The 20,345-nt window shown below is 43.0% G+C and carries 11 protein-coding genes, 8 tRNA genes, 3 rRNA genes and 2 pseudogenes; 4 read left to right on the top strand and 20 right to left on the bottom strand.

Annotated elements, in window-relative coordinates:
• Positions 1–55: 55 nt before the first annotated feature.
• The 12 genes and pseudogenes from SGLY_RS18000 to SGLY_RS01215 form a co-directional block, all read right to left on the bottom strand.
• Positions 56–208 (bottom strand): hypothetical protein, encoded by a 153-nt coding sequence (locus SGLY_RS18000; protein ID WP_169312001.1) that lies wholly within the window; start codon positions 206–208, stop codon positions 56–58.
• Between the two features lie 50 nt (positions 209–258).
• On the bottom strand, positions 259–495 hold the full coding sequence (locus SGLY_RS01270; RefSeq protein ID WP_013623479.1) for a YkoF family thiamine/hydroxymethylpyrimidine-binding protein: 237 nt from the start codon (positions 493–495) through the stop codon (positions 259–261).
• Between the two features lie 287 nt (positions 496–782).
• Positions 783–1,442, bottom strand: a pseudogene (locus SGLY_RS01265) (transposase); the annotation flags it as partial.
• A pseudogene (locus SGLY_RS17340) lies at positions 1,436–2,147 on the bottom strand (IS3 family transposase); the annotation flags it as partial. The pseudogenes SGLY_RS01265 and SGLY_RS17340, both read right to left, overlap by 7 nt.
• A 104-nt stretch (positions 2,148–2,251) precedes the next feature.
• On the bottom strand, positions 2,252–3,373 hold the full coding sequence (locus tag SGLY_RS01250; protein WP_013623478.1) for a Shedu anti-phage system protein SduA domain-containing protein: 1,122 nt from the start codon (positions 3,371–3,373) through the stop codon (positions 2,252–2,254).
• Positions 3,374–4,109: 736 nt separating this feature from the next.
• Positions 4,110–4,186 (bottom strand) — tRNA-Val (locus tag SGLY_RS01245).
• A 7-nt stretch (positions 4,187–4,193) separates the two neighbouring features.
• Positions 4,194–4,282, bottom strand: a tRNA-Leu gene (locus SGLY_RS01240).
• Between the two features lie 6 nt (positions 4,283–4,288).
• Positions 4,289–4,363, bottom strand: a tRNA-Cys gene (locus SGLY_RS01235).
• A 10-nt stretch (positions 4,364–4,373) separates the two neighbouring features.
• Positions 4,374–4,448 (bottom strand) — tRNA-Gly (locus tag SGLY_RS01230).
• 9 nt (positions 4,449–4,457) lie between these two features.
• Positions 4,458–4,533 (bottom strand) — tRNA-Phe (locus SGLY_RS01225).
• A 3-nt stretch (positions 4,534–4,536) separates the two neighbouring features.
• Positions 4,537–4,612 (bottom strand) — tRNA-Asp (locus SGLY_RS01220).
• Between the two features lie 5 nt (positions 4,613–4,617).
• A tRNA-Val gene (locus tag SGLY_RS01215) sits at positions 4,618–4,693 on the bottom strand.
• Between the two features lie 215 nt (positions 4,694–4,908).
• Between SGLY_RS01215 and SGLY_RS01210 the strand changes: the two genes are divergently transcribed.
• The 4 genes from SGLY_RS01210 to SGLY_RS01195 are packed head-to-tail and all read left to right on the top strand — an operon-like array spanning position 4,909 to position 8,784.
• Complete coding sequence (locus SGLY_RS01210) at positions 4,909–5,382, top strand: MarR family winged helix-turn-helix transcriptional regulator (RefSeq protein ID WP_013623477.1); 474 nt, start codon at positions 4,909–4,911, stop codon at positions 5,380–5,382.
• The gene (locus SGLY_RS01205) at positions 5,351–6,925 is read left to right on the top strand and encodes a DHA2 family efflux MFS transporter permease subunit (protein ID WP_013623476.1); all 1,575 of its coding nucleotides are present in this window, start codon (positions 5,351–5,353) and stop codon (positions 6,923–6,925) included. The genes SGLY_RS01210 and SGLY_RS01205 overlap by 32 nt, the downstream gene beginning before the upstream one ends.
• 34 nt (positions 6,926–6,959) lie before the next feature.
• Positions 6,960–7,661 carry an efflux RND transporter periplasmic adaptor subunit gene (locus tag SGLY_RS01200; protein WP_013623475.1) on the top strand — a complete coding sequence of 234 codons (702 nt, stop codon included), beginning with the start codon at positions 6,960–6,962 and terminating at the stop codon, positions 7,659–7,661.
• Between the two features lie 13 nt (positions 7,662–7,674).
• Positions 7,675–8,784 (top strand): efflux RND transporter periplasmic adaptor subunit, encoded by a 1,110-nt coding sequence (locus tag SGLY_RS01195; protein WP_013623474.1) that lies wholly within the window; start codon positions 7,675–7,677, stop codon positions 8,782–8,784.
• A gap of 104 nt (positions 8,785–8,888) precedes the next feature.
• Here the strand turns inward: SGLY_RS01195 and SGLY_RS01190 are convergent, their stop codons facing one another.
• From SGLY_RS01190 to greA, 8 genes are all read right to left on the bottom strand, one after another.
• On the bottom strand, positions 8,889–10,184 hold the full coding sequence (locus tag SGLY_RS01190) for a glycosyltransferase family 2 protein (RefSeq protein ID WP_013623473.1): 1,296 nt from the start codon (positions 10,182–10,184) through the stop codon (positions 8,889–8,891).
• A 627-nt stretch (positions 10,185–10,811) separates the two neighbouring features.
• On the bottom strand, positions 10,812–11,921 hold the full coding sequence (locus SGLY_RS01180; protein WP_013623471.1) for a M20/M25/M40 family metallo-hydrolase: 1,110 nt from the start codon (positions 11,919–11,921) through the stop codon (positions 10,812–10,814).
• Between the two features lie 709 nt (positions 11,922–12,630).
• Positions 12,631–12,735 (bottom strand): 5S ribosomal RNA (gene rrf, locus SGLY_RS01170).
• 111 nt (positions 12,736–12,846) lie between these two features.
• Positions 12,847–15,886 (bottom strand): 23S ribosomal RNA (locus SGLY_RS01165).
• A gap of 204 nt (positions 15,887–16,090) precedes the next feature.
• Positions 16,091–16,166 (bottom strand) — tRNA-Ala (locus SGLY_RS01160).
• Between the two features lie 136 nt (positions 16,167–16,302).
• A 16S ribosomal RNA gene (locus SGLY_RS01155) occupies positions 16,303–17,868 on the bottom strand.
• Together the 16S, 23S and 5S rRNA genes with 1 tRNA gene alongside form the textbook arrangement of a ribosomal RNA operon.
• 349 nt (positions 17,869–18,217) lie before the next feature.
• Complete coding sequence (gene lysS / locus SGLY_RS01145) at positions 18,218–19,681, bottom strand: lysine--tRNA ligase (RefSeq protein ID WP_041444905.1); 1,464 nt, start codon at positions 19,679–19,681, stop codon at positions 18,218–18,220.
• A 151-nt stretch (positions 19,682–19,832) separates the two neighbouring features.
• A complete protein-coding gene (gene greA, locus SGLY_RS01140; protein WP_013623468.1) occupies positions 19,833–20,303 on the bottom strand; it encodes a transcription elongation factor GreA in 471 nt (156 codons plus the stop codon).
• Between the last annotated feature and the right edge of the window lie 42 nt (positions 20,304–20,345).

The following is a 20,345-nucleotide window of genomic DNA, read 5'->3' as shown; positions in this document are numbered from 1 at the left end:
AGCAATTTTCATTCTTTAGAACTTGGTTTTCTCAATCCGAATAGATCCTGACTTCTCAGTTATCATAGATCTTGATCTTCTCGTTATCACTGATCGTAGCAAGCCTGATTTTGCCGAATTCAGGTTTAATCTTTTGTTTCAAAGGGGATGTTTCCAGCTTCATATCCGCCGGAGTAAGCGCTTGTTTAAGATGCAAAAAACTATTCAAATAGGTTACCATTTGAATAGTTGATTTTCACGATGAGAAATTTGATCCCCTCAGTGTTCGGCATTGGAAAAAGTCACAACCATATTGACCTCGCCTGTTTTTTTCGCCTCATCATAGAGCTTTCTAATACCGGACCAGACCTGCTCATCATTGCCATCAATATGGGTACTGATCGAACCAACTTTGTACTTTACCTGTTCCCGGGATAGCGCTTCGATAGCTCCGTCAATAACTTGGGTGGCATTATTCGTTTTCAGGGGATAGACCGAAACTTCTGCACACAGCATGACAAACCCTCCTTGTCATTTTTTCATTTCAGCATATAGAATCCCCCAGAGGAGCTAAAAGTATGAAAGTTAAAAATATCCACCCTGACGTTTTGCCTGCCTATTTTTTATCATGATGATGATGCTGTGCGTGTCACCATTGATCAAATTGTTTCGTATCTAAACGAAAAAAGCGCTTGGCTGGTGTCAAACGCAGCAAAATCATAATTGCAAAGGGGACGTAACGAAACATTAGTTTCGCGACGTCCCCCGTTTACATATCCAGGACAATTTTTTGTCACTATCAATTATGGGGCTGTTACTGCCGCCATCTTTCTCATATTATGAGCAATGCAATGTAACCCCCACTCCAATCTTACTTTTTCCAATCCCTTTAACAGGAATCTTCGCATCCCGAAGTTCCCTTTTATATCGCCAAAGACACTCTCCACCTCAACCGGCCGCAAGCTTCTCATCTTTAAGCCTTCTTGCGAGCATAGATTCTTGCGGGCCTGTTCCTTATACTTGTTCAGTTTAAGATTAATATAGATCCGTCTGCCTGCGAACTCTTTAGCCGACTTTACACAACGCTCCCGATGCGGGCAACCGGAGCACTCCAGACATTCATACACCCGGACCTGGCTCTTATAGCCATTGTCGCTTTTACGCTGCTGCTCATAAAGAAAAACCAAAGGTCTGCCGTGACCACAGATATATTCATCGTTTTCATGATCATAGGTAAAGTTCTGTGTCCTGGTGATATCTGTCTTCCATTTCTTACTGGCCTCTTTGTGGAAGGTGTTGTATTTTACGAAATGCTTTCGTTTTTTACTCTCTAAATATTCATAGTTTTCTTCACTGCCATAACCGGCATCGGCGATGATACTCTTTGGTAATTTTCCATCCAGGATGGTTTCCAAGGTTTCTAAATGTTCTTTCAGGCAGCTCGTGTCGCCGGGTTTTTCATTCGAATATATGTAATGTCTATCCCCCACACCTGATCCGGCCGGTTGATTTCCAGCTTGCGCAACAAGTACGGCCGGATGTATTGGGAATGGTACCGTTTGCTTAGATTGGGTTTCGGATAAATTGTGTAAATCCCCATATCCCGCAGGATGCGGCGAACTCGTTTTCTGTTGATAAGCAAGCCATAGTCTCTTCTCAGGATTGTTGTAATGGTTCGGTAGCCCCAGGTTGGCTCACCCGTGTGGATCTCATCGATCCGGCGCATCACAAATAATTCCGCATCGGAAAGGGTCTTCTGCTCAGAAATACGGCGGTAAACACTGCTGCGGTTAATGCTCAGCAATTGCGCCTGGCGCTTAACGCTAATTCGGGGATTGTCCCGGTCAACGAAACTTTTTCTGCCAGTCGGCTCCGACAATTTGCCCAGATTTTTTTTTGAGCCAGTCCACTTCGTAGGTGAGCTGACCAACCTTGCGTTCAAGTTCTGCTACGTGACGCTACTGTTTATCAAGTTCTTTCTCGGCATCCGAAGGCCCTTTCTTAAATACCTCCGCGGCTCGTTCCAGAAACTCTTGCTTCCAACGGCTGATAACAACAGGACTGATACCGTACTTTGCGGCAATTTCATTGACGGTGGAGGCTTCCTGTATTACCTCCAGGACTACCTTGGTTTTAAATTCGGCTGGATAATGGTTTCGCTTATTCATGTTTTCAGTATAACTTATTTTTCCCTGCTTTGTGTCTCATCCTATGGGAGCATTATACCCCACGAAGCCAGAGCCGCCACGGACGGCGGCACTTGAATAAAAAATTAATTGCTTTTTTTTATTATTTCAAGAAACGTTTCTACCTTATTTAACAAATCATCATATGTTAGTACCTGAAGCTTATTCCCGAATGTAAGATTTCTTCTTGCTAGTTTTTTCTTTAGATCATCATTCAAACTCTCACTTCTACCAAGAACAACAAAACCCTTTGGACTCCGAATATCCTTCAAATATTCCCTAGCATAAAAATTTTTTTCTTCTAGCCACTCTTGCCAATCCAGGATCTGCTGTTCGGCATGAGTTAACTCAGCTCTAGGATTTCCATCTTTCGTATACAACCCTAAACTACTTGATTCTAGCTCAACCAAATCAAAAATACCGTCAAATCTCTGTAATGCATAGTCCATTTCATATTCACTACCTAGACAATGCTTAGGTTTAATAGACTTATACTCAGTACCAAACAGTATTGGGTTTCTTGTAATATATTCTTGTAATTGGTTTTCGTTTCTCGTTTTAGATTTAAGAAGTTCGGAGAATTCTTTAATAACTAAATGCAAAGAGTCTATGAATTTTGCAGCATTTGCATATTGACGAAAATCGCTTGATATTTTCTCATTCACTATTCTTATTTCACCGGGCGTTATTAGATGAGAACATGATAGGTTTTTCAAGATTTCCTTACTATTATTTAAATCAAAGTCGTTAAATCTCGTTATCTTAACTCTTTTTTCTTCCCCATCAAAAAAAGAAGTAAAACCTTCTTTGATTATGCTACTCTGAATATCCTTTAAATTCTCATGAAGCTCAATAGTATCTCCAAATACTGGGACATCTTTTATCATAGCAATTCCAATAATATCCCTAACTTTATTAATATCTTCTCCACATTGCATTTGTAGTGCAGCCTCGACAATTATTTCAAAGGTCTTCATATCAATACTTCTTAAAACAAGATTTAAGCAGTATCCAACTTTTTCTTCATAACCTAATACTATTTCTTGACAATTATTCATTATTTCCCATGCAAAACCATGTCCTTCATAGTTATCTCTATTAATTCTATTAGTTTTTTCATCAAATAGTTTTTTAAAGCCCTCATCTTCACCTGATAGAATTGGTAAAAATCTTTTACCTTCCTTCCAATTATCGTCTAAACGTCCCATTCAAACCCCTCCAAAGTAATTATATTATGGACTCTAAAAGATACCTTCTTATATATCAGACGCGACACGATGTCGCGTCACTTTGCGCCATCTTTCACATAACTATGGCGTTCACGTATATCTTTTCGGTAATTCCTGATTTATTGAGATTTACCGAACTTTATTTCGGTAAATGTTACTTTCTATTAATTCATTTTGCACGAATAGTCCAATAGTCAGCATCTTACTATAATTTTAACTAGATAGCATATTGCCATCCATAGAATTAACTATATTAAAAAATGATCTCATCTTAACACCTTCTAACGAGTATTGCTTTCACTTATTAACATTATACTTTGAAAAAGCATTAAAATCCATTATTCAAATAATTCGGCAAGAATACAATTAGACAAAAAGCGAATTCAGAAACTGAATCAAAATTAGCTAAACAAGTAGTTGTCCTACAAGGAATACTACTTGCTCGTGTTCCACCTTTTGATCGTTTTAAAATAATTGAGACAAATAAAAACACTCAATCCCTAATATTTAAGGACTGAGTGTTTTCAATTTAATTTTGCCCGAGATTTTGTCTGTGGATTTGTCAATCTAGATAGTCCAGACCTATTGATATCTACGGATTCTGCGGGGTTTTTACGGATTTATAATTAAGATGTCCAAGCCCCAATTTATTAAAAATGAAAACCCCGTAAATCGCTTAAAATCAACGTTTACGAGGTCTTTTCGTTTTTGAAAATGGTGGGTTTGAGAGGACTCGAACCTCCGACCCCTGCGATGTCAACGCAGTACTCTAACCAGCTGAGCTACAAACCCAAGAAAATGGTGCCGAAGACCGGAATCGAACCGGTACGGGATTTAACTCCCGCGGGATTTTAAGTCCCGTGCGTCTGCCAGTTCCGCCACTTCGGCAGGATTTGGAGGCGGCACCCAGATTTGAACTGGGGGATAAAGGTTTTGCAGACCTCTGCCTTACCACTTGGCTATGCCGCCGAAGACACAATGGAGCGGGTGACGAGATTCGAACTCGCGACTTTCACCTTGGCAAGGTGACACTCTACCACTGAGTTACACCCGCGTGAAAAAATGGTGCCTCAGGACGGAATCGAACCGCCGACACGAGGATTTTCAGTCCTCTGCTCTACCGACTGAGCTACCGAGGCAAATGGCGACCCCGATCGGACTTGAACCGACGATCTCCTGCGTGACAGGCAGGCATGTTAACCACTACACCACGGGGCCACAAATGGTGGGCGATGACAGGATCGAACTGCCGACATCCTGCTTGTAAGGCAGGCGCTCTCCCAGCTGAGCTAATCGCCCCTGTATATTGTGACGTTTAACAGTATACACAAAATTTGATTTTCTGTCAAAGGATTTTTTCCTTTAAATCAAGGATTTATCTGATCTAAAGCCCATGATCATATTGAGGATGAAGTCTTTTTTTTATTGACAGTTTATGGTTTCAGTTATAGTATTTAATCATGTTTAATTCGACTTCGAAATAAACGACTTCGAAATAAAGGAGGTGTGAATTTATGGATGAAAAGATTATTTTAGAGTTTTTTCAGTCCTGTCACCGTATTCACAATCAGGCCGTCAAACTGTTTCAGAATAGATGTAAAGATAATCTGACAGCCGTAGAAATGTGGATCATTCATGCCTTAAAACACTCCTCCTCTTGCAAGACTACAGAACTGGCCAATCATCTTGGCATTCCAAACAGTACCTTGACAGGAATTCTGGATCGTATGGAAAAGAAAGGCCTGGTCGTTCGATCCCGTATTCCTGACGACCGCAGAGTGGTACTGGTGACTCTTGGTCCTAAACATATGGAAAACCGCCTGGTCATTGAAGAAATTCTCAAGGAGATCTTCTCTCCTGCAAACAACTCTTTTTCTGAAGAGTTATGGCTTGGTATGATAGGAGAACTAAAGAAAATAGATAAGATTTTACTTGAAGCTTCTGAGGAGGTAGCCGATGGACGAAATAACCCCAATCCCTGCTGCTGATCGACAGGGGATGAAATGGCAGCTTTCTCTATTGATTATTTTTATTGGTCCGATCATGGCAATGCTGGATTCTAGTATCGTCAATGTCGCTATTGCCACAATGATGAATGATTTTCAGACGACTACCTCTCATATTCAATGGGTTGTTACGATTTATATGCTAGCCTTAGGGGTCATTGTTCCAACAAGCGGTTGGTTGGGCGACTATTTAGGCTATAAGCGGCTCTATCTCTATTCTTTGTTTTCTTTCACTCTGGGTTCGGCACTGTGCTCCATCGCTTTATCAGAGAACTTTTTAATTGCCGCAAGGGTGATTCAGGCCATTGGAGGCGGTATGATTATGCCTACGACAATGTCCATGTTATATAAAATTGTTCCCCGAGAAAAAATAGGCAGCGCTATGGGAATGTTCGGCATATCCATGATGGTTGCTCCGGCTTTAGGCCCAACACTGGGCGGATACTTAGTCGAGTATGTCAATTGGCGTTGGATTTTTACAATCAATGTTCCCATCGGGATTATCGGGATCTTGTTGGCGGCTTCTTTGATTCCAGAGTTTCCCCAAAATCATGCCGGTTCTTTTGATATCTTAGGCTGTCTGACCTCTTCCTCCGCGCTCTTCTGTCTTCTCCTGGCTCTTAGCCAGGGACAAGATTGGGGCTGGACTTCTATCTCAATCGTTCTGCTTATTTACTCAAGCATAGCTTTATTCATTTTATTTGTTTTTCACGAATTGACTACGCCCAATCCCCTGCTGGATTTAAGAGTATTTAAGAACCCTTCCTTTGCTATGGGGAACTTGATCATGGTTATCGTTACTATAGGCATGTATGCGGGCTTATTTTATGTCCCCCTTTTTCTCCAGTCAATTCGAGGTTTGGGTGCTCTGAAGGTTGGTCTGCTTATGCTTCCTCCGGCCTTAGTCAGCGGCATTTTTCTCCCGATATCAGGAAAACTTTACGACCGTTTTGGTCCCATCCCTCCAGTTTCAATCGGAATCCTGCTGATATCCTTCAGTACGTATCTTTTTACAAATCTTAATCTGAATACCCCTCTCAGCACAATAATCGGCTGGAACTGTATTCGCTCAATCGGAATGGGGCTTACCATGATGCCTGTCCAAACTGCCATTATGAACGCGCTTCCTGCCGATAAAATTGGCCGCGGTTCTGCTATTACGAATATCATCAGCAGAGTGGCGGGAGCTTTTGGGCTGGCGTTTCTTACTATTTTGCTAAACGATAACAACACCTATTTTACTGCTTATCTCAACTGGACGATCAATGATGATAATTTGAAGAGCTTGATTGTTTCAGGAGTTGCAGATCGTACAACTGTTATGACCCTCCTTCAGATCAACATTGCTAAATTAGCTTTTGTCAAAGCAATTGACAACTTATTTTTTCTCACGGCACTGATCACTTTACCGGCCTTTTTCCTTACCTTCTTTCTTCCTCGAAAAAAAGAGCTTAAATCACCTTCTAAGGAGATTCCCTCAGCAGGCTCAACTTCAGAAACAGATCATTCAATCATCATGGAATAATATTTTATTCTGACTAAACATTTTGGAGGCAAACATGAAAAACAAAAAAAAAATTATCATTATTCTTCTGATCATCATGGTCTTCCTGGGTGCCTGTATTTTCGGTTATTACTGGCACCAAAATAAATATTATATAAAGACAGATGATTCAAGAATTGCTGCCGCTACAATCATTGTCTCCCCTCAAATCACGGGCAAAATTACTTCCTGGACGGCTCAGGAGGGCTCCATCGTCAAAGCTGGCCAAACCTTGGGCCGGCAAGATACCAATTCCGTAGCCAGCAGCTCTGCGATCAGTGTCAAAACGCTGCCGCAAACCGGAAGCATGAGTATCAGCAAAGCTGAAATCGTTGCTCCTGTTACCGGCCAGATTATTAAGACTGCTGTGCAAGAAGGAGAGATCGTCAACCCTAATCAAACCCTGGCCATCATTGCCAATACTAATGATATCTATATCTCCGCCAATATTGAAGAAAATAAAATATCCCGAATAAGGATCGGTCAGCCAGTTGATATTACCATAGATTCCGTCCCTGGCCAGACATTTCAGGGAAAAGTCAGCGAAATAGGACAGGCTACAGCATCTACCTTCTCCATTATATCCGCTCAAAACTCCAGCGGCACCTTTACCAAAGTCACTCAGCTCATTCCCATCAAAATTCGTTTCCCCATTCATCCGGATTTACAATTGCTTCCGGGCATCAGCGCAGAAATCAGAATACATCTAGCAGAATAAGGGAGAGAAAGAAATGAATATACCTAAAAAAGCCTTACTGACATTCTTGTGTTTTTACCTGACAGTGTTTATTGCGGGATGTGGAAACTCCCAAAGCTCCGAGAGCAAAAACGTTAAATCTGGGATTGCCGGCAGTCAGAAAATAAGCGGGACCATATCGGTTTCCGGAATATTAGACGCAGAGCAAAGTGCTGCCGTCTCTTCACAGCTGACCGGCACTGTGACTACCCTGAATATTAAAGAAGGACAGGCAGTCAGAAAAGGAGAAGTCCTTTTATCTCTGGACAAGAGAGACCTTTCACTCCAGCTCCAATTGGCTCAATCAAACTACCGCAAAAGTGTTGAGGCCGTAAATCAGGCTAAGATCTCTTACGATGACGCTCAGAAAGCTTATAATCGCTATCAGGAGCTTTATCAGACCGGAAGTGTTTCCCAGCAGGATTATGAGCAGATCACAAGCAAATTAAATTTGGCGAAGTCACAATATGAAACAGCTCAGGGGTCCGGACTTGATGCTGCCCAAAATAGTATCCAAACCATTGAGAATAATCTTGATAAGGCTGATCTCAAAAGCCCTTTGGATGGAGTTATCGCTTCATGCAATGTGACTCCTGGGGAAAGCGTTACGACCGGTACTCCTATTGTCTCTCTCGTTTCCGAACAGAATCTCATTTTAAATGGTAATATCTCCGAATCCATGGTCAACTATCTCAAAGTCGGTCAAAAAGTTGATATTATTACCGACAGCGTCCCCGGAACCACCTATTCGGGCACAATTATCTTCATCAGCCCTGTTTCCGTTTCAACCGGGCAATTCTTTCCTGTAAAAATTAAAGTTGAAAACGCTAACCACACTTTGAGAATCGGAATGACCGGGAGTGCTTCCATCAAATATGAAATCAATGCCCCCCTTGCAGTTCCGAATACCTCTTTATTTCAGCAAAATGGCTCTGATTATGTGTATCTGATTAAAGACGGCAAGGCTGTCAGAACACCGCTTAAACTTGGTTTAGCCGGAGATGCTTACACTGTTGTGATTAGCGGTCTGAATCCGGAAGAGCAAATCATCGTTTCTGAGCCCCTAAACATTTTGGATGGAGACAGTGTCACGATATCACAATAAGGATTGATACCAGAGGAGTAAACTAAAAAACGAGAGCGTCATTAAACATGTCGTTCTCGTTTTTTATCAATTATTTTATTGCCCTAAGTACATTTTTAGCGCTGCTAAGATTTCAGTTCCACAACCTTTTCTTCCTTTGCCTGAGCTTCCTTTGTGACCATATCCTTATAGCTGATTGAACGGGTATGAAGAGTATGTGACCATTCTTTTTTATTGCGGTCGATAAACCCTAAGAAAATAATCGGCACCCAGCTATACATAAATATCGGATAAAGGATCAACCCAAAATATGCTTTCAACGGCGCTCTGTCTAAGTAAAGAGACACCACCGGAAAAATCGTAATCCCACTTGAAACAATTTGCCATACTGTATAAGGAATGAGCTCTGCAAACACATTATAATACGAGTCCTGTAATACAGGAAGAATTTGAACAAAAAGAAATAGAGTGGTGATCATTAAAAAGTAGGGTTGAAAAACATGAATAGCGGCATCAAAATACATCCATTTCTTTTCTTTAAAACCTTTAAATAAGAGAATAAAAAAATATCTCCCGGCAATATCTACCTGACCCTGTGCCCATCTTTTTCTCTGAATACAGGAACGCATAAAGGTTAAAGGCTTTTCATCATAGACTACCGCATCATGGGCCCAAGTCGTTTTAACCCCATGAGATAAAGCTTTCATCGTAAACTCTAAGTCTTCTGTTAAGGAGTGGGCACCCCATCCGAATTTCTTCAATACATCACAGGATATACACATACCTGTTCCCGCCAGTACATTAGAAATATCTAAATTAAAACGAGCCAATTGGATCATACGGTTCATTAACCAAAAAGCAATAGAAAACGTATTCGTTACCCATGTATCGAACGGATTCTTGGAATCAATATAACCCTGAACAATCTTAGCGCCTTCACAGAGCTTGTAATTCATTTCTTGAAGGAAGTCACCCTTGACAAGGTTGTCCGCGTCAAAAAGCACGACAGCATCATATTCTTTCTTTAGGTTGAACAACTTGTTAAACATCCATTCCAATGCATAACCTTTACCTCGTTTTTGGTGATTTACTCTCTGATAAACAATGGCTCCTTCTTGTCTGGCTATTAATGCTGTTTTGTCGTTGCAATTATCCGCTACAACATAAACATCAAAAAGTTCCTCAGGATAATCTAAATTCTTCAGATTATTCACCAAGGGACCTATAACTGCTTCTTCATTATGAGCAGCCACAATAACTGCAAATTTCTTAACAAGATCATAATCTTTTCTCTCAGGTTTCCGATACAAGCCAACAATTGCAAGTGTAAAATAATAGAGGGTTACAAAAATGATCAACACTTGAATCAAAACCATAGTGACATTAAATATTTGCCCAAGAATGGCAATATATGCTTCCAACTTCTTTCCCCCCTCAGCTAATAAATTTTACCACATGCAATAATAACCTGCAATAAAGGTTATTGTTTATTTTTCTTGTAAATATAAGAATTTAAGCATTATAATGCTAAATTCATCATTTCTGTTTCATCTTCTAAAATAAGGAAATCGCAGCTTCCTTAAATAAAGTTTTTTTGTCTACCTTTTTCGGGAAAACTTAATAAACAAAACAATGATTAAGGACACGATAAATATAAGTAAGACTATAGTAAATTTTATCGCCAGAATAATAGAGGTCCAATATACACCGGCAATATCTGATCCTTTCACTACGGGAATCATATTTCTGAAAATCGCGGCAAATGCCTGACCAATAATCACGAGGAGAAAAATAGACGAAATGACGAAGACCGCACCAAAAAACCCCAGAGGGCTCTCCAATTGCCTTAGCACCTTAAAATGTCGTCTATACCAATAATATTCAAATAATAATTCACGTTTTAAGCGTTTCCACATAAACTGTCACCTGATACAGCTTATGTGAATATCCCCGGTTAAAGAAGCATGGTCAATTGGTTTTTTATCATTATTTCTTAATTTATTTCTTCTCTATTTTCTCCGTTTTTCCGCGTTTTTATTTAAAGTTAATCATTCTTGACTAATTTCCAAAACAGTTTTCAACAATTCTACACAATCTTTCATTCCTTTAATAGAAACCAATTCCTCCTTCGTATGGGGTTTATCGTTTCCTAAACCTAAGGCAACACATGGGATACCTTTTTCATTGAAGACATTTGCGTCAAGCCCTCCTCCCGTAGGTTCAAACAAAATATCCATCTTTATTTTTTCTCCGGCCTTTTTTAAGACAGTACAAATCGGATCATTTTCATTAATCTGAAATGCTTTATAAGATAACTTCTGTGTATATTCAAAATCAGCGCCATTTTCTTTTGCTATCCTTGAAAAAACATCGATCATTCTTTTTACTTCCGCTTCCAGCCTGTCCTCATTACGGCTTCTTACCTCAGCTTTGATCTCAACCTTATCCGGTACAATATTTGTTGCCTTGCCACCTTTTATGACCCCAAAATTGCTTGTTGTTTCTTTATCCAGTCTGCCTGAAGGTATTTCCGCGATCGCTTTGGCCGCAACAACCAGAGCATTTATTCCCTGCTCTGGAGCTACTCCCGCATGTGCGGCTTTTCCTGTTACAACAAGATCCAGGGTGATGTGGGTAGGGGTTCTAATGACGACCTTACCAACCTGTCCGTCTGCATCAAGGACATAGCCAAAATTTGACTGAAGCTTATATGTAAGGTTTTTTGCTCCCACTAAATCTACTTCTTCCTGGACTGTGAATACTACCTCAATCTGGCCATGAGGAATCTTCTTTTCATTAATTTCCGATAATACAGCCAGAATAATCGCAATTCCCGCTTTATCATCAGCCCCCAGAATATGTTCGCCATCGCTATAAATTATGCCATCTCGGATAACCGGCACCATACCTTCTGTTTCCTCGACTGTATCCATATGGGCGCTGAGCATTATGCAAGGAGCATTAGGAACATTTCCTTCTATAATTCCGATAATATTCCCTGTATCACTGCCGGTCTTCTGAGCCGAATCATCTTCAATGACCTTTGCTCCAAATTCTTCAAGCTTTTTCTTCAGATATGCCGCTAACTGTCCTTCTTTTCTGGACGGACTGTTAATCGAGACAAGTTCTATAAACTCTTCGATCACATCAATTGCCATTGTAAATCCCCTTTATCTATAGTTTTGAATCTTCAATTCCTTTTCATATTATTCCCTTATTTATAAGAATAACACCGACAGCTTTCTATTTCATCAGTAATTTTCATTAAATTTTAACCTTCTCTATAGCATTTTATTTCTTGCTTTAAATATATTTATGATAAAATGCCTATCAATTAATTTGAAGTAATATTAAGGGAGGGTAATTTCTTTTGAAGCGATTTGTCAGATATCTTTTATATAGCTTGATTATTATCTTTTTCCTGATTATTGGCTCAAAATTCACCCTTTACCTCCGACTAATTTCTGTTCAATCCTTTAGTTCCACTCCCTCAATCATCGCTGCAACATTTTATCCGATTTTTCTGGGCTTGCTGCTTGCCAGTCCATTCATCATCAATAAATTAAAAACTCCGGGAAAAATTCATGTTGACTGGATAATTATTTTTTCTGTTTGTATCCCCGCCCTTTTTATTAATATGAGCCTCATTCTTGCCTATTTCTCACCTCTTGGCAAACTTATTCCAAACTTTTTACGTTTATTTAACGACTTGCAAACCCTCGCTGTCAGTGGACTGGTTTTTGTTTTCTCACTGTTTATTTCCCTGCGGAAAACAAGTTAGCACAGTGGTTATTTTTACCTTTCTAAGCGCTTACACCCACCTATAGAAAAAAGAAGCATTCGCGCAAAACGAATGCTTCTTATCTTACCTGGCAACCTGCTATTTTCCCGTAAAGTATCGTCGCCCCTGGAGGTCTTAACTTCCGTGTTCGGGATGGGAACGGGTGGTACCCCTCCGGTATTGTCACCAGATCACTTGAAGGCCTTTGCCTTTATCCGGGATGTTCAAATTCCTTTGCCATCCCTGGCTGTGTTCCTTCAAAACTGCACAGAGCTTTTTACATAGGTTTCTTTATCTTCCTTTAGGTCAAGACCTCGACCGATTAGTACCGGTCCGCTCCACACGTCACCGTGCTTCCACTTCCGGCCTATCTACCTGATCTTCTTTCAGGGGTCTTACTAGCTTTCGCTATGGGAAATCTCATCTTAAGGCCGGTTTCACGCTTAGATGCTTTCAGCGTTTATCCGATCCGGATTTAGCTACCCAGCTATGCACCTGGCGGTACAACTGGTACACCAGTGATCCGTCCATCCCGGTCCTCTCGTACTAGGGACAGATCCTCTCAAATTTCCTGCGCCTGCGACGGATAGGGACCGAACTGTCTCACGACGTTCTGAACCCAGCTCACGTACCACTTTAATGGGCGAACAGCCCAACCCTTGGGACCTACTACAGCCCCAGGATGTGATGAGCCGACATCGAGGTGCCAAACCTCCCCGTCGATGTGAACTCTTGGGGGAGATAAGCCTGTTATCCCCAGGGTAGCTTTTATCCGTTGAGCGATGGCCCTTCCACTCGGTACCACCGGATCACTAAGCCCTACTTTCGTACCAGCTCGACTTGTTTGTCTCTCTGTTAAGCTCCCTTTTGCCTTTACACTCTTCGCGCGATTTCCACCCGCGCTGAGGGAACCTTTGGGCGCCTCCGTTACTCTTTAGGAGGCGACCGCCCCAGTCAAACCGCCCGCCTGACAATGTCCAATGTCCCGCTTAGGGACACTTGTTAGAATTTCAGTACAAAAAGAGTGGTATCCCACCGGCGGCTCCCCGAATACTGGCGTACTCGGCTCTCTGCCTCCCACCTATCCTGTACATTTTATACCAAAATCCAATGTCAAGCTACAGTAAAGCTCCATGGGGTCTTTCTGTCCTGTCGCAGGTAACCCGCATCTTCACGGGTATTACAATTTCGCCGAGTCCCTTGTTGAGACAGTGTCCAGATCGTTACGCCTTTCGTGCGGGTCGGAACTTACCCGACAAGGAATTTCGCTACCTTAGGACCGTTATAGTTACGGCCGCCGTTTACTGGGGCTTCAATTCAATGCTTCGCCTTACGGCTAACATCTCCTCTTAACCTTCCAGCACCGGGCAGGCGTCAGCCCCTATACTTCTCCTTACGGATTTGCAGGGACCTGTGTTTTTGTTAAACAGTCGCCTGGACTGATTCTCTGCGGCTCTATTTCTAGAGCACCCCTTCTCCCAAAGTTACGGGGTCATTTTGCCGAGTTCCTTAACAAGGGTTATCTCGCGCGCCTTAGGATTCTCTCCTCATCTACCTGTGTCGGTTTACGGTACGGGCACCTTCTCTCTCACTAGAGGCTTTTCTTGACAGTTTGAACTCTGCGCTTCGCTACTTTTTTTCGCTCCCCATCACTGCTCAAGGTTTCGCACTGCGGATTTGCCTGCAGCACCCTCTTGCAGCTTGGACGTGCTCTACCAGTCACACGCTCGCTTTGTCCTCCTGTGTCACCCCATCGCTCAAACAATCAAAGGTGGTATTGGAATTTCAACCAATTGTCCATCACCTACGCCTTTCGGCCTCAGCTTAGGTCCCGACTTACCCTGGGCGGACGAGCCTTCCCCAGGAAACCTTGGATTTTCGGCGGGAAGGATTCTCACCTTCCTTTTCGCATACTCATACCGGCATTCTCTCTTGTCACTGCTCCACCAAACTTTACAGTTCAACTTCTACGCTGTGACAATGCTCCTCTACCCAAGGAATCGATTCATTAAACCCTCAGCTCTCTTTGCTTTTTCCCTGAGTCCATTTGGAAATTTTGCTTCTGTCTTATTCTTTCTCTATTCTGTGGCAAAATTTCTAATGTCGTTCTCTCTTCTGAAGTCTTAATGAATCGATCCCTTGCCGTGGCTTCGGTGTGACGCTTGAGCCCCGTTACATTTTCGGCGCAGAACCACTCGACCAGTGAGCTATTACGCACTCTTTAAATGGTGGCTGCTTCTGAGCCAACATCCTGGTTGTCCGGGCGGTTCCACATCCTTTCCCACTTAGCGTCTCTTAGGGACCTTAGCCGTCGGTCTGGGCTGTTTCCCTTTTGACTATGAAGCTTAGCCCCCACAGTCTGACTCCCAATTTCTTATATCTGGTATTCGCAGTTTGATAAGGTTCGGTAACCGATAAGGCCCCTAGCCTATTCAGTGCTCTACCCCCAGATACCATTCATTGAGGCTAGCCCTAAAGCTATTTCGAGGAGTACCAGCTATTTCCGTGTTCGATTGGCATTTCACCCCTACCCACAACTCATCCCCTGCCTTTTCAACGACAGTGGGTTCGAGCCTCCAGTGGGTTTTACCCCACCTTCACTCTGGCCATGGGTAGATCACACGGTTTCGGGTCTGCAACATGCAACTCGACGCCCTATTCAGACTCGCTTTCGCTTCGGCTCCATATCTTTAATACTTAACCTCGCTGCATATCACAACTCGCCGGTTCATTCTACAAAAGGCACGCCATCACACAATTGCTTGTGCTTTGACTGCTTGTAAGCATACGGTTTCAGGTTCTATTTCACTCCCCTCCCGGGGTGCTTTTCACCTTTCCCTCACGGTACTTGTTCGCTATCGGTCGCTAAGGAGTATTTAGCCTTGGGGGGTGGTCCCCCCTGCTTCCCACGGGATTCCTCGTGCCCCGCGGTACTCAGGATCCTGCCTCCGATTCTAAACTTTTCGCCTACAGGGGTTTTACCTTCTTTGCCCGAACTTTCCAGTTCGCTTCGCCTAAGTTTATCTTCTTTATTGGCAGTCCTACAACCCCACACTCCGAAGAGTCTGGTTTGGGCTCTTCCCCTTTCGCTCGCCGCTACTCAGGGAATCGATTTTTCTTTCTTTTCCTCCGGGTACTTAGATGTTTCAGTTCCCCGGCTTGTCTTCACATAACTATGGATTCATTATGTGATAACCGGATATGACTCCGGTTGGGTTGCCCCATTCGGGTACCCACGGGTCGTCGCCTGCTTACGGCTCTCCGTGGCATTTCGCTGCTGACCGCGCCCTTCTTCGACTCTTAGCGCCTAGGCATCCACCGTATGCCCTTTCTATCTTGACCTATTCCTAATCTTTTTACGGATTAGTCAGTTAGATTCTTCTTCCTACGCTTTTTTTCTCTGTGCAGTTTTCAAAGAACTTGTTTGGAGCAGGATTACCAGCTTATCATTTCTGCTTCTGCTTGGCAATCTTTACTTTTTCCTCTGTTTCCGGTTCTTTCCGGTCTCTTTGGATTTTAAGTTCCCACTAAAATGAGCGTACTAAATGGTGGAGGTAGTCGGGATCGAACCGGCGACCTCTTGAATGCCATTCAAGCGCTCTCCCAGCTGAGCTATACCCCCAGTTTTACGTGGTCACTCAAAACTAAACAGCGGAATGGACAAACTTAAACTCGTCTTGCTCTAGGGTTAAGGCTCTTACGCCCATCCCCTATGCACCGACCTGGAAGTGGACTACTTAAAGTCCGGTTCTCCCTAGAAAGGAGGTGATCCAGCCGCACCTTCCGATACGGCTACCTTGTTACGACTTCACCCCAATCATCTGCCCCACCTTCGACGGCTGGCTCCCTTAGGTTACCTCACCGGCTTCGGGTGTTGCAAACTTTCGTGGTGTGACGGGCGGTGTGTACAAGGCCCGGGAACGTATTCACCGCAGTGTGCTGACCTGCGATTACTAGCGATTCCGACTTCATGATCTCGAGTTGCAGAGATCAATCCGAACTACGAACGGCTTTCTCGGATTTGCTCCACCTCTCGGCTTCGCTTCCGTCTGTACCGCCCATTGTAGCACGTGTGTAGCCCAAGACATAAGGGGCATGATGATTTGACGTCATCCCCACCTTCCTCCGGTTTGTCACCGGCAGTCTATCTAGAGTCCTCAGCTTTACCTGTTAGTAACTAAATATAGGGGTTGCGCTCGTTGCGGGACTTAACCCAACATCTCACGACACGAGCTGACGACAACCATGCACCACCTGTCTTACAGTTCCCCGAAAGGCACTCCCGAATCTCTTCGGGATTCTGTAGATGTCAAGCCTTGGTAAGGTTCTTCGCGTTGCGTCGAATTAAACCACATGCTCCACCGCTTGTGCGGGCCCCCGTCAATTCCTTTGAGTTTCAACCTTGCGGCCGTACTCCCCAGGCGGAGTGCTTATTGTGTTAACTGCGGCACAGAAGGGGTCGATACCCTCTACACCTAGCACTCATCGTTTACGGCGTGGACTACCAGGGTATCTAATCCTGTTCGCTCCCCACGCTTTCGCGCCTCAGCGTCAGTTACAGTCCAGAAAGTCGCCTTCGCCACTGGTGTTCCTCCACATATCTACGCATTTCACCGCTACACGTGGAATTCCACTTTCCTCTCCTGTCCTCAAGCCGTACAGTTTCCAATGCTTTACGGAGTTAAGCTCCGCACTTTCACATCAGACTTATACAGCCGCCTACGCGCCCTTTACGCCCAATAATTCCGGACAACGCTCGCCCCCTACGTATTACCGCGGCTGCTGGCACGTAGTTAGCCGGGGCTTCCTCGTCAGGTACCGTCAGGTATATGCATTATTTACACATATACGGTTCGTCCCTGACAACAGTACTTTACAACCCGAAAGCCTTCTTCATACACGCGGCGTTGCTCCGTCAGACTTTCGTCCATTGCGGAAGATTCCCCACTGCTGCCTCCCGTAGGAGTCTGGGCCGTGTCTCAGTCCCAGTGTGGCCGTTTACCCTCTCAGGCCGGCTACTGATCGTCGCCTTGGTAGGCTTTTACTCTACCAACCAGCTAATCAGACGCGGGTCCACCCTCTTGCACTAGCATATTCAGAGGCCAGCTTTCCTTCCGGTAAGATGCCTTACCAAAAGCTTATCCGGCATTAGCAGTCGTTTCCAACTGTTATTCCGGTCATGAGGACAGGTTACCCACGCGTTACTCACCCGTTCGCCACTAAGAATATCAATTCGCAAGCTTCCTCAATATTCTCCGTTCGACTTGCATGTGTTAGGCACGCCGCCAGCGTTCGTCCTGAGCCAGGATCAAACTCTCCATAAAAATCGGAACTTCCGTTCCTATTTAAACACCGGATTGCTCCCTGTGTTCTTCATTCTTTTTATGAGAATCCAATTCGCTCTACTTTTTCGCTTAGCTTTTGTTTCTCTTTTTTTTGACGAGTTCTTATTTGTCTTTTTCCTTGCTGTTCAGTTTTCAATGACCTTGCGCTCTCTTGCTTTTCTGCTTTTTGGGCACAGCAGTTAATATACCATGACTTTGAACATGTTTCAAGCATAAATATGATGACTTATTCCGTCTTTGCAAAAAATATATGAGATTATATTGCATTTTGCTCCGAATATCTAAAGCATACTCACTTTCTTAAAAATTATGTATTTTTTAAGAAATTTTATTCTTCACGCGGTTTCATTGTCGGGAATAAGATGACATCTCTGATGGAGGCTGAATCTGTCAGCAGCATAACTAAACGATCAATCCCGATACCCAGGCCTCCTGTAGGAGGCAATCCATATTCTAAAGACTGGAGGAAATCTTCGTCCAGCATATGGGCTTCTTCGTCTCCCTTTTCCCGTTCAACCATTTGCTTTTCAAACCGGCCTCTTTGATCGATCGGATCATTAAGCTCTGAAAATGCGTTTGCTGTCTCTCTGCCGTAGATAAATAACTCAAATCTGTCTGTATATTCCGGATTCCTGGCATTTCGTTTGGCAAGTGGAGAAATATCCACCGGATGACCAATGACGAAAGTCGGCTGAATTAACTTAGATTCCACATATTCTTCAAAAAAAGCATTAATGATTTTGCCTTTTGTTTCATCTTTCCCGATGATCAGGCCTCTCGAATCGGCAACAGCACGGGCCTCTTCATCAGTTTGAATTTCTTCAAAATCAATCCCGGTATATTCCTTGATTAAATCAAGCATCTTTACTCTTTTCCATGGTTTGGCAAAATTAATTGTCTCACCTTGATAGGATAATTCCAATGTATTATGCACCTTCCGGGTGATATAAATAATCATATCCTCTGTCAGGTTCATGATATCTTCATAATCGGCATATGCCTGGTATAGCTCCATCATTGTGAACTCCGGATTATGCTTGACCGAGATGCCTTCATTGCGAAAAATCCGGCCAATTTCATACACTTTTTCAAATCCGCCAACAATCAGCCTCTTTAACGGCAGCTCAAGCGCAATTCTCATATAAAGCTGCATGTCCAAGGCATTATGATGGGTAATAAACGGCCTGGCTGTCGCACCCCCGGGTATGGTCATCAAAGTGGGAGTCTCTACTTCCAAGAAACCCTTGTCTTCCAAATACTCTCTCATTGCCCTGATGATCTGGCTCCTAACAATAAAGGTCTGCTTGACATCACTATTCATGATCAGATCTAAATAGCGTTGTCGATAACGTGTTTCTACATTCGTCAGACCATGAAACTTCTCCGGCAGATTACGCAGCGATTTGGATAGAATCCTGTACTCCTCAGCCCTGATGGAAATTTCACCCTTTTTCGTTCTGAAAACAATGCCCTTGACTCCGATAATATCCCCGATGTCTAAACTTTTAAAGGTTTCGAACTTTTCTTCCCCAAATGCATCCACCCTTGAATATATTTGAATACGGCCACCGATATCCTGAATATGAGCAAAACAGGTTTTGCCCATATCACGCTTGGACATGATTCTTCCGGCAACCGATACTTCTTTTTCTTCAAGCTGATCGAAGCCGTTGATAATTTCTTCCGAGATATGAGTTCGTTCATAACGGTCGGCATAGGGTTCAATTCCCTTGGCTTTGAGTTCCGAAACCTTATCCAGTCTGATACGAATCAACTCATTGATCTGCTCCATCATTTGATCCATTTTTTGTTTCCCCCAGTAATATCGACTCTTTTTTCTTCTTATAAATAATATACCAGATATTTTTTTCTGTAAACACCAGCCCGTAACACCAATATGGCGTTACGGGCCGGTTAATCAGGATTAAAGCTGTACTGATTTTTTATCTGATATCCATAATTTCGTAACGCAATATTCCGGCAGGTACGTTTACTTCTACAACGCTCCCTTTTGCCTGTCCCAAAACGGCCTTACCAACGGGAGATTCGTTGGAAATCTTATTTCCTGCCGGGTCTGCCTCTGCCGAACCAACAATAGTATATTCTTCGGTTTCTCCGAATTCGATGTCTTTAAGCAATACAGTCGAGCCGAGCGAGACAAAATCTCTTTCCTCATTATCATCAATTACTCTGGCATTACGCAAAATCTTTTCAAGAGTTATGATTCTGCCTTCTATAAAGGCCTGTTCATTTTTCGCATCATCATATTCCGAGTTTTCGGAGATATCACCAAACTCAATTGCCTGTTTAATTCTTTCAGCGACTTCTTTCCGTCTATGTGTCTTTAAATTTTCTAATTCATCTTCTAACTTTTTCAGACCATCAAGTGTAAGTATGACCTCTTTTTCGGGCATTGAATCTACCCCTCCTATTTCTCTTCCTCATCTGTCCAAAAA

It is taken from the genome of Syntrophobotulus glycolicus DSM 8271 (genome assembly GCF_000190635.1).
Classification (GTDB): Bacteria; Bacillota; Desulfitobacteriia; order Desulfitobacteriales; family Syntrophobotulaceae; genus Syntrophobotulus; species Syntrophobotulus glycolicus.
This window is presented reverse-complemented; position numbering and strand designations above follow the sequence as displayed.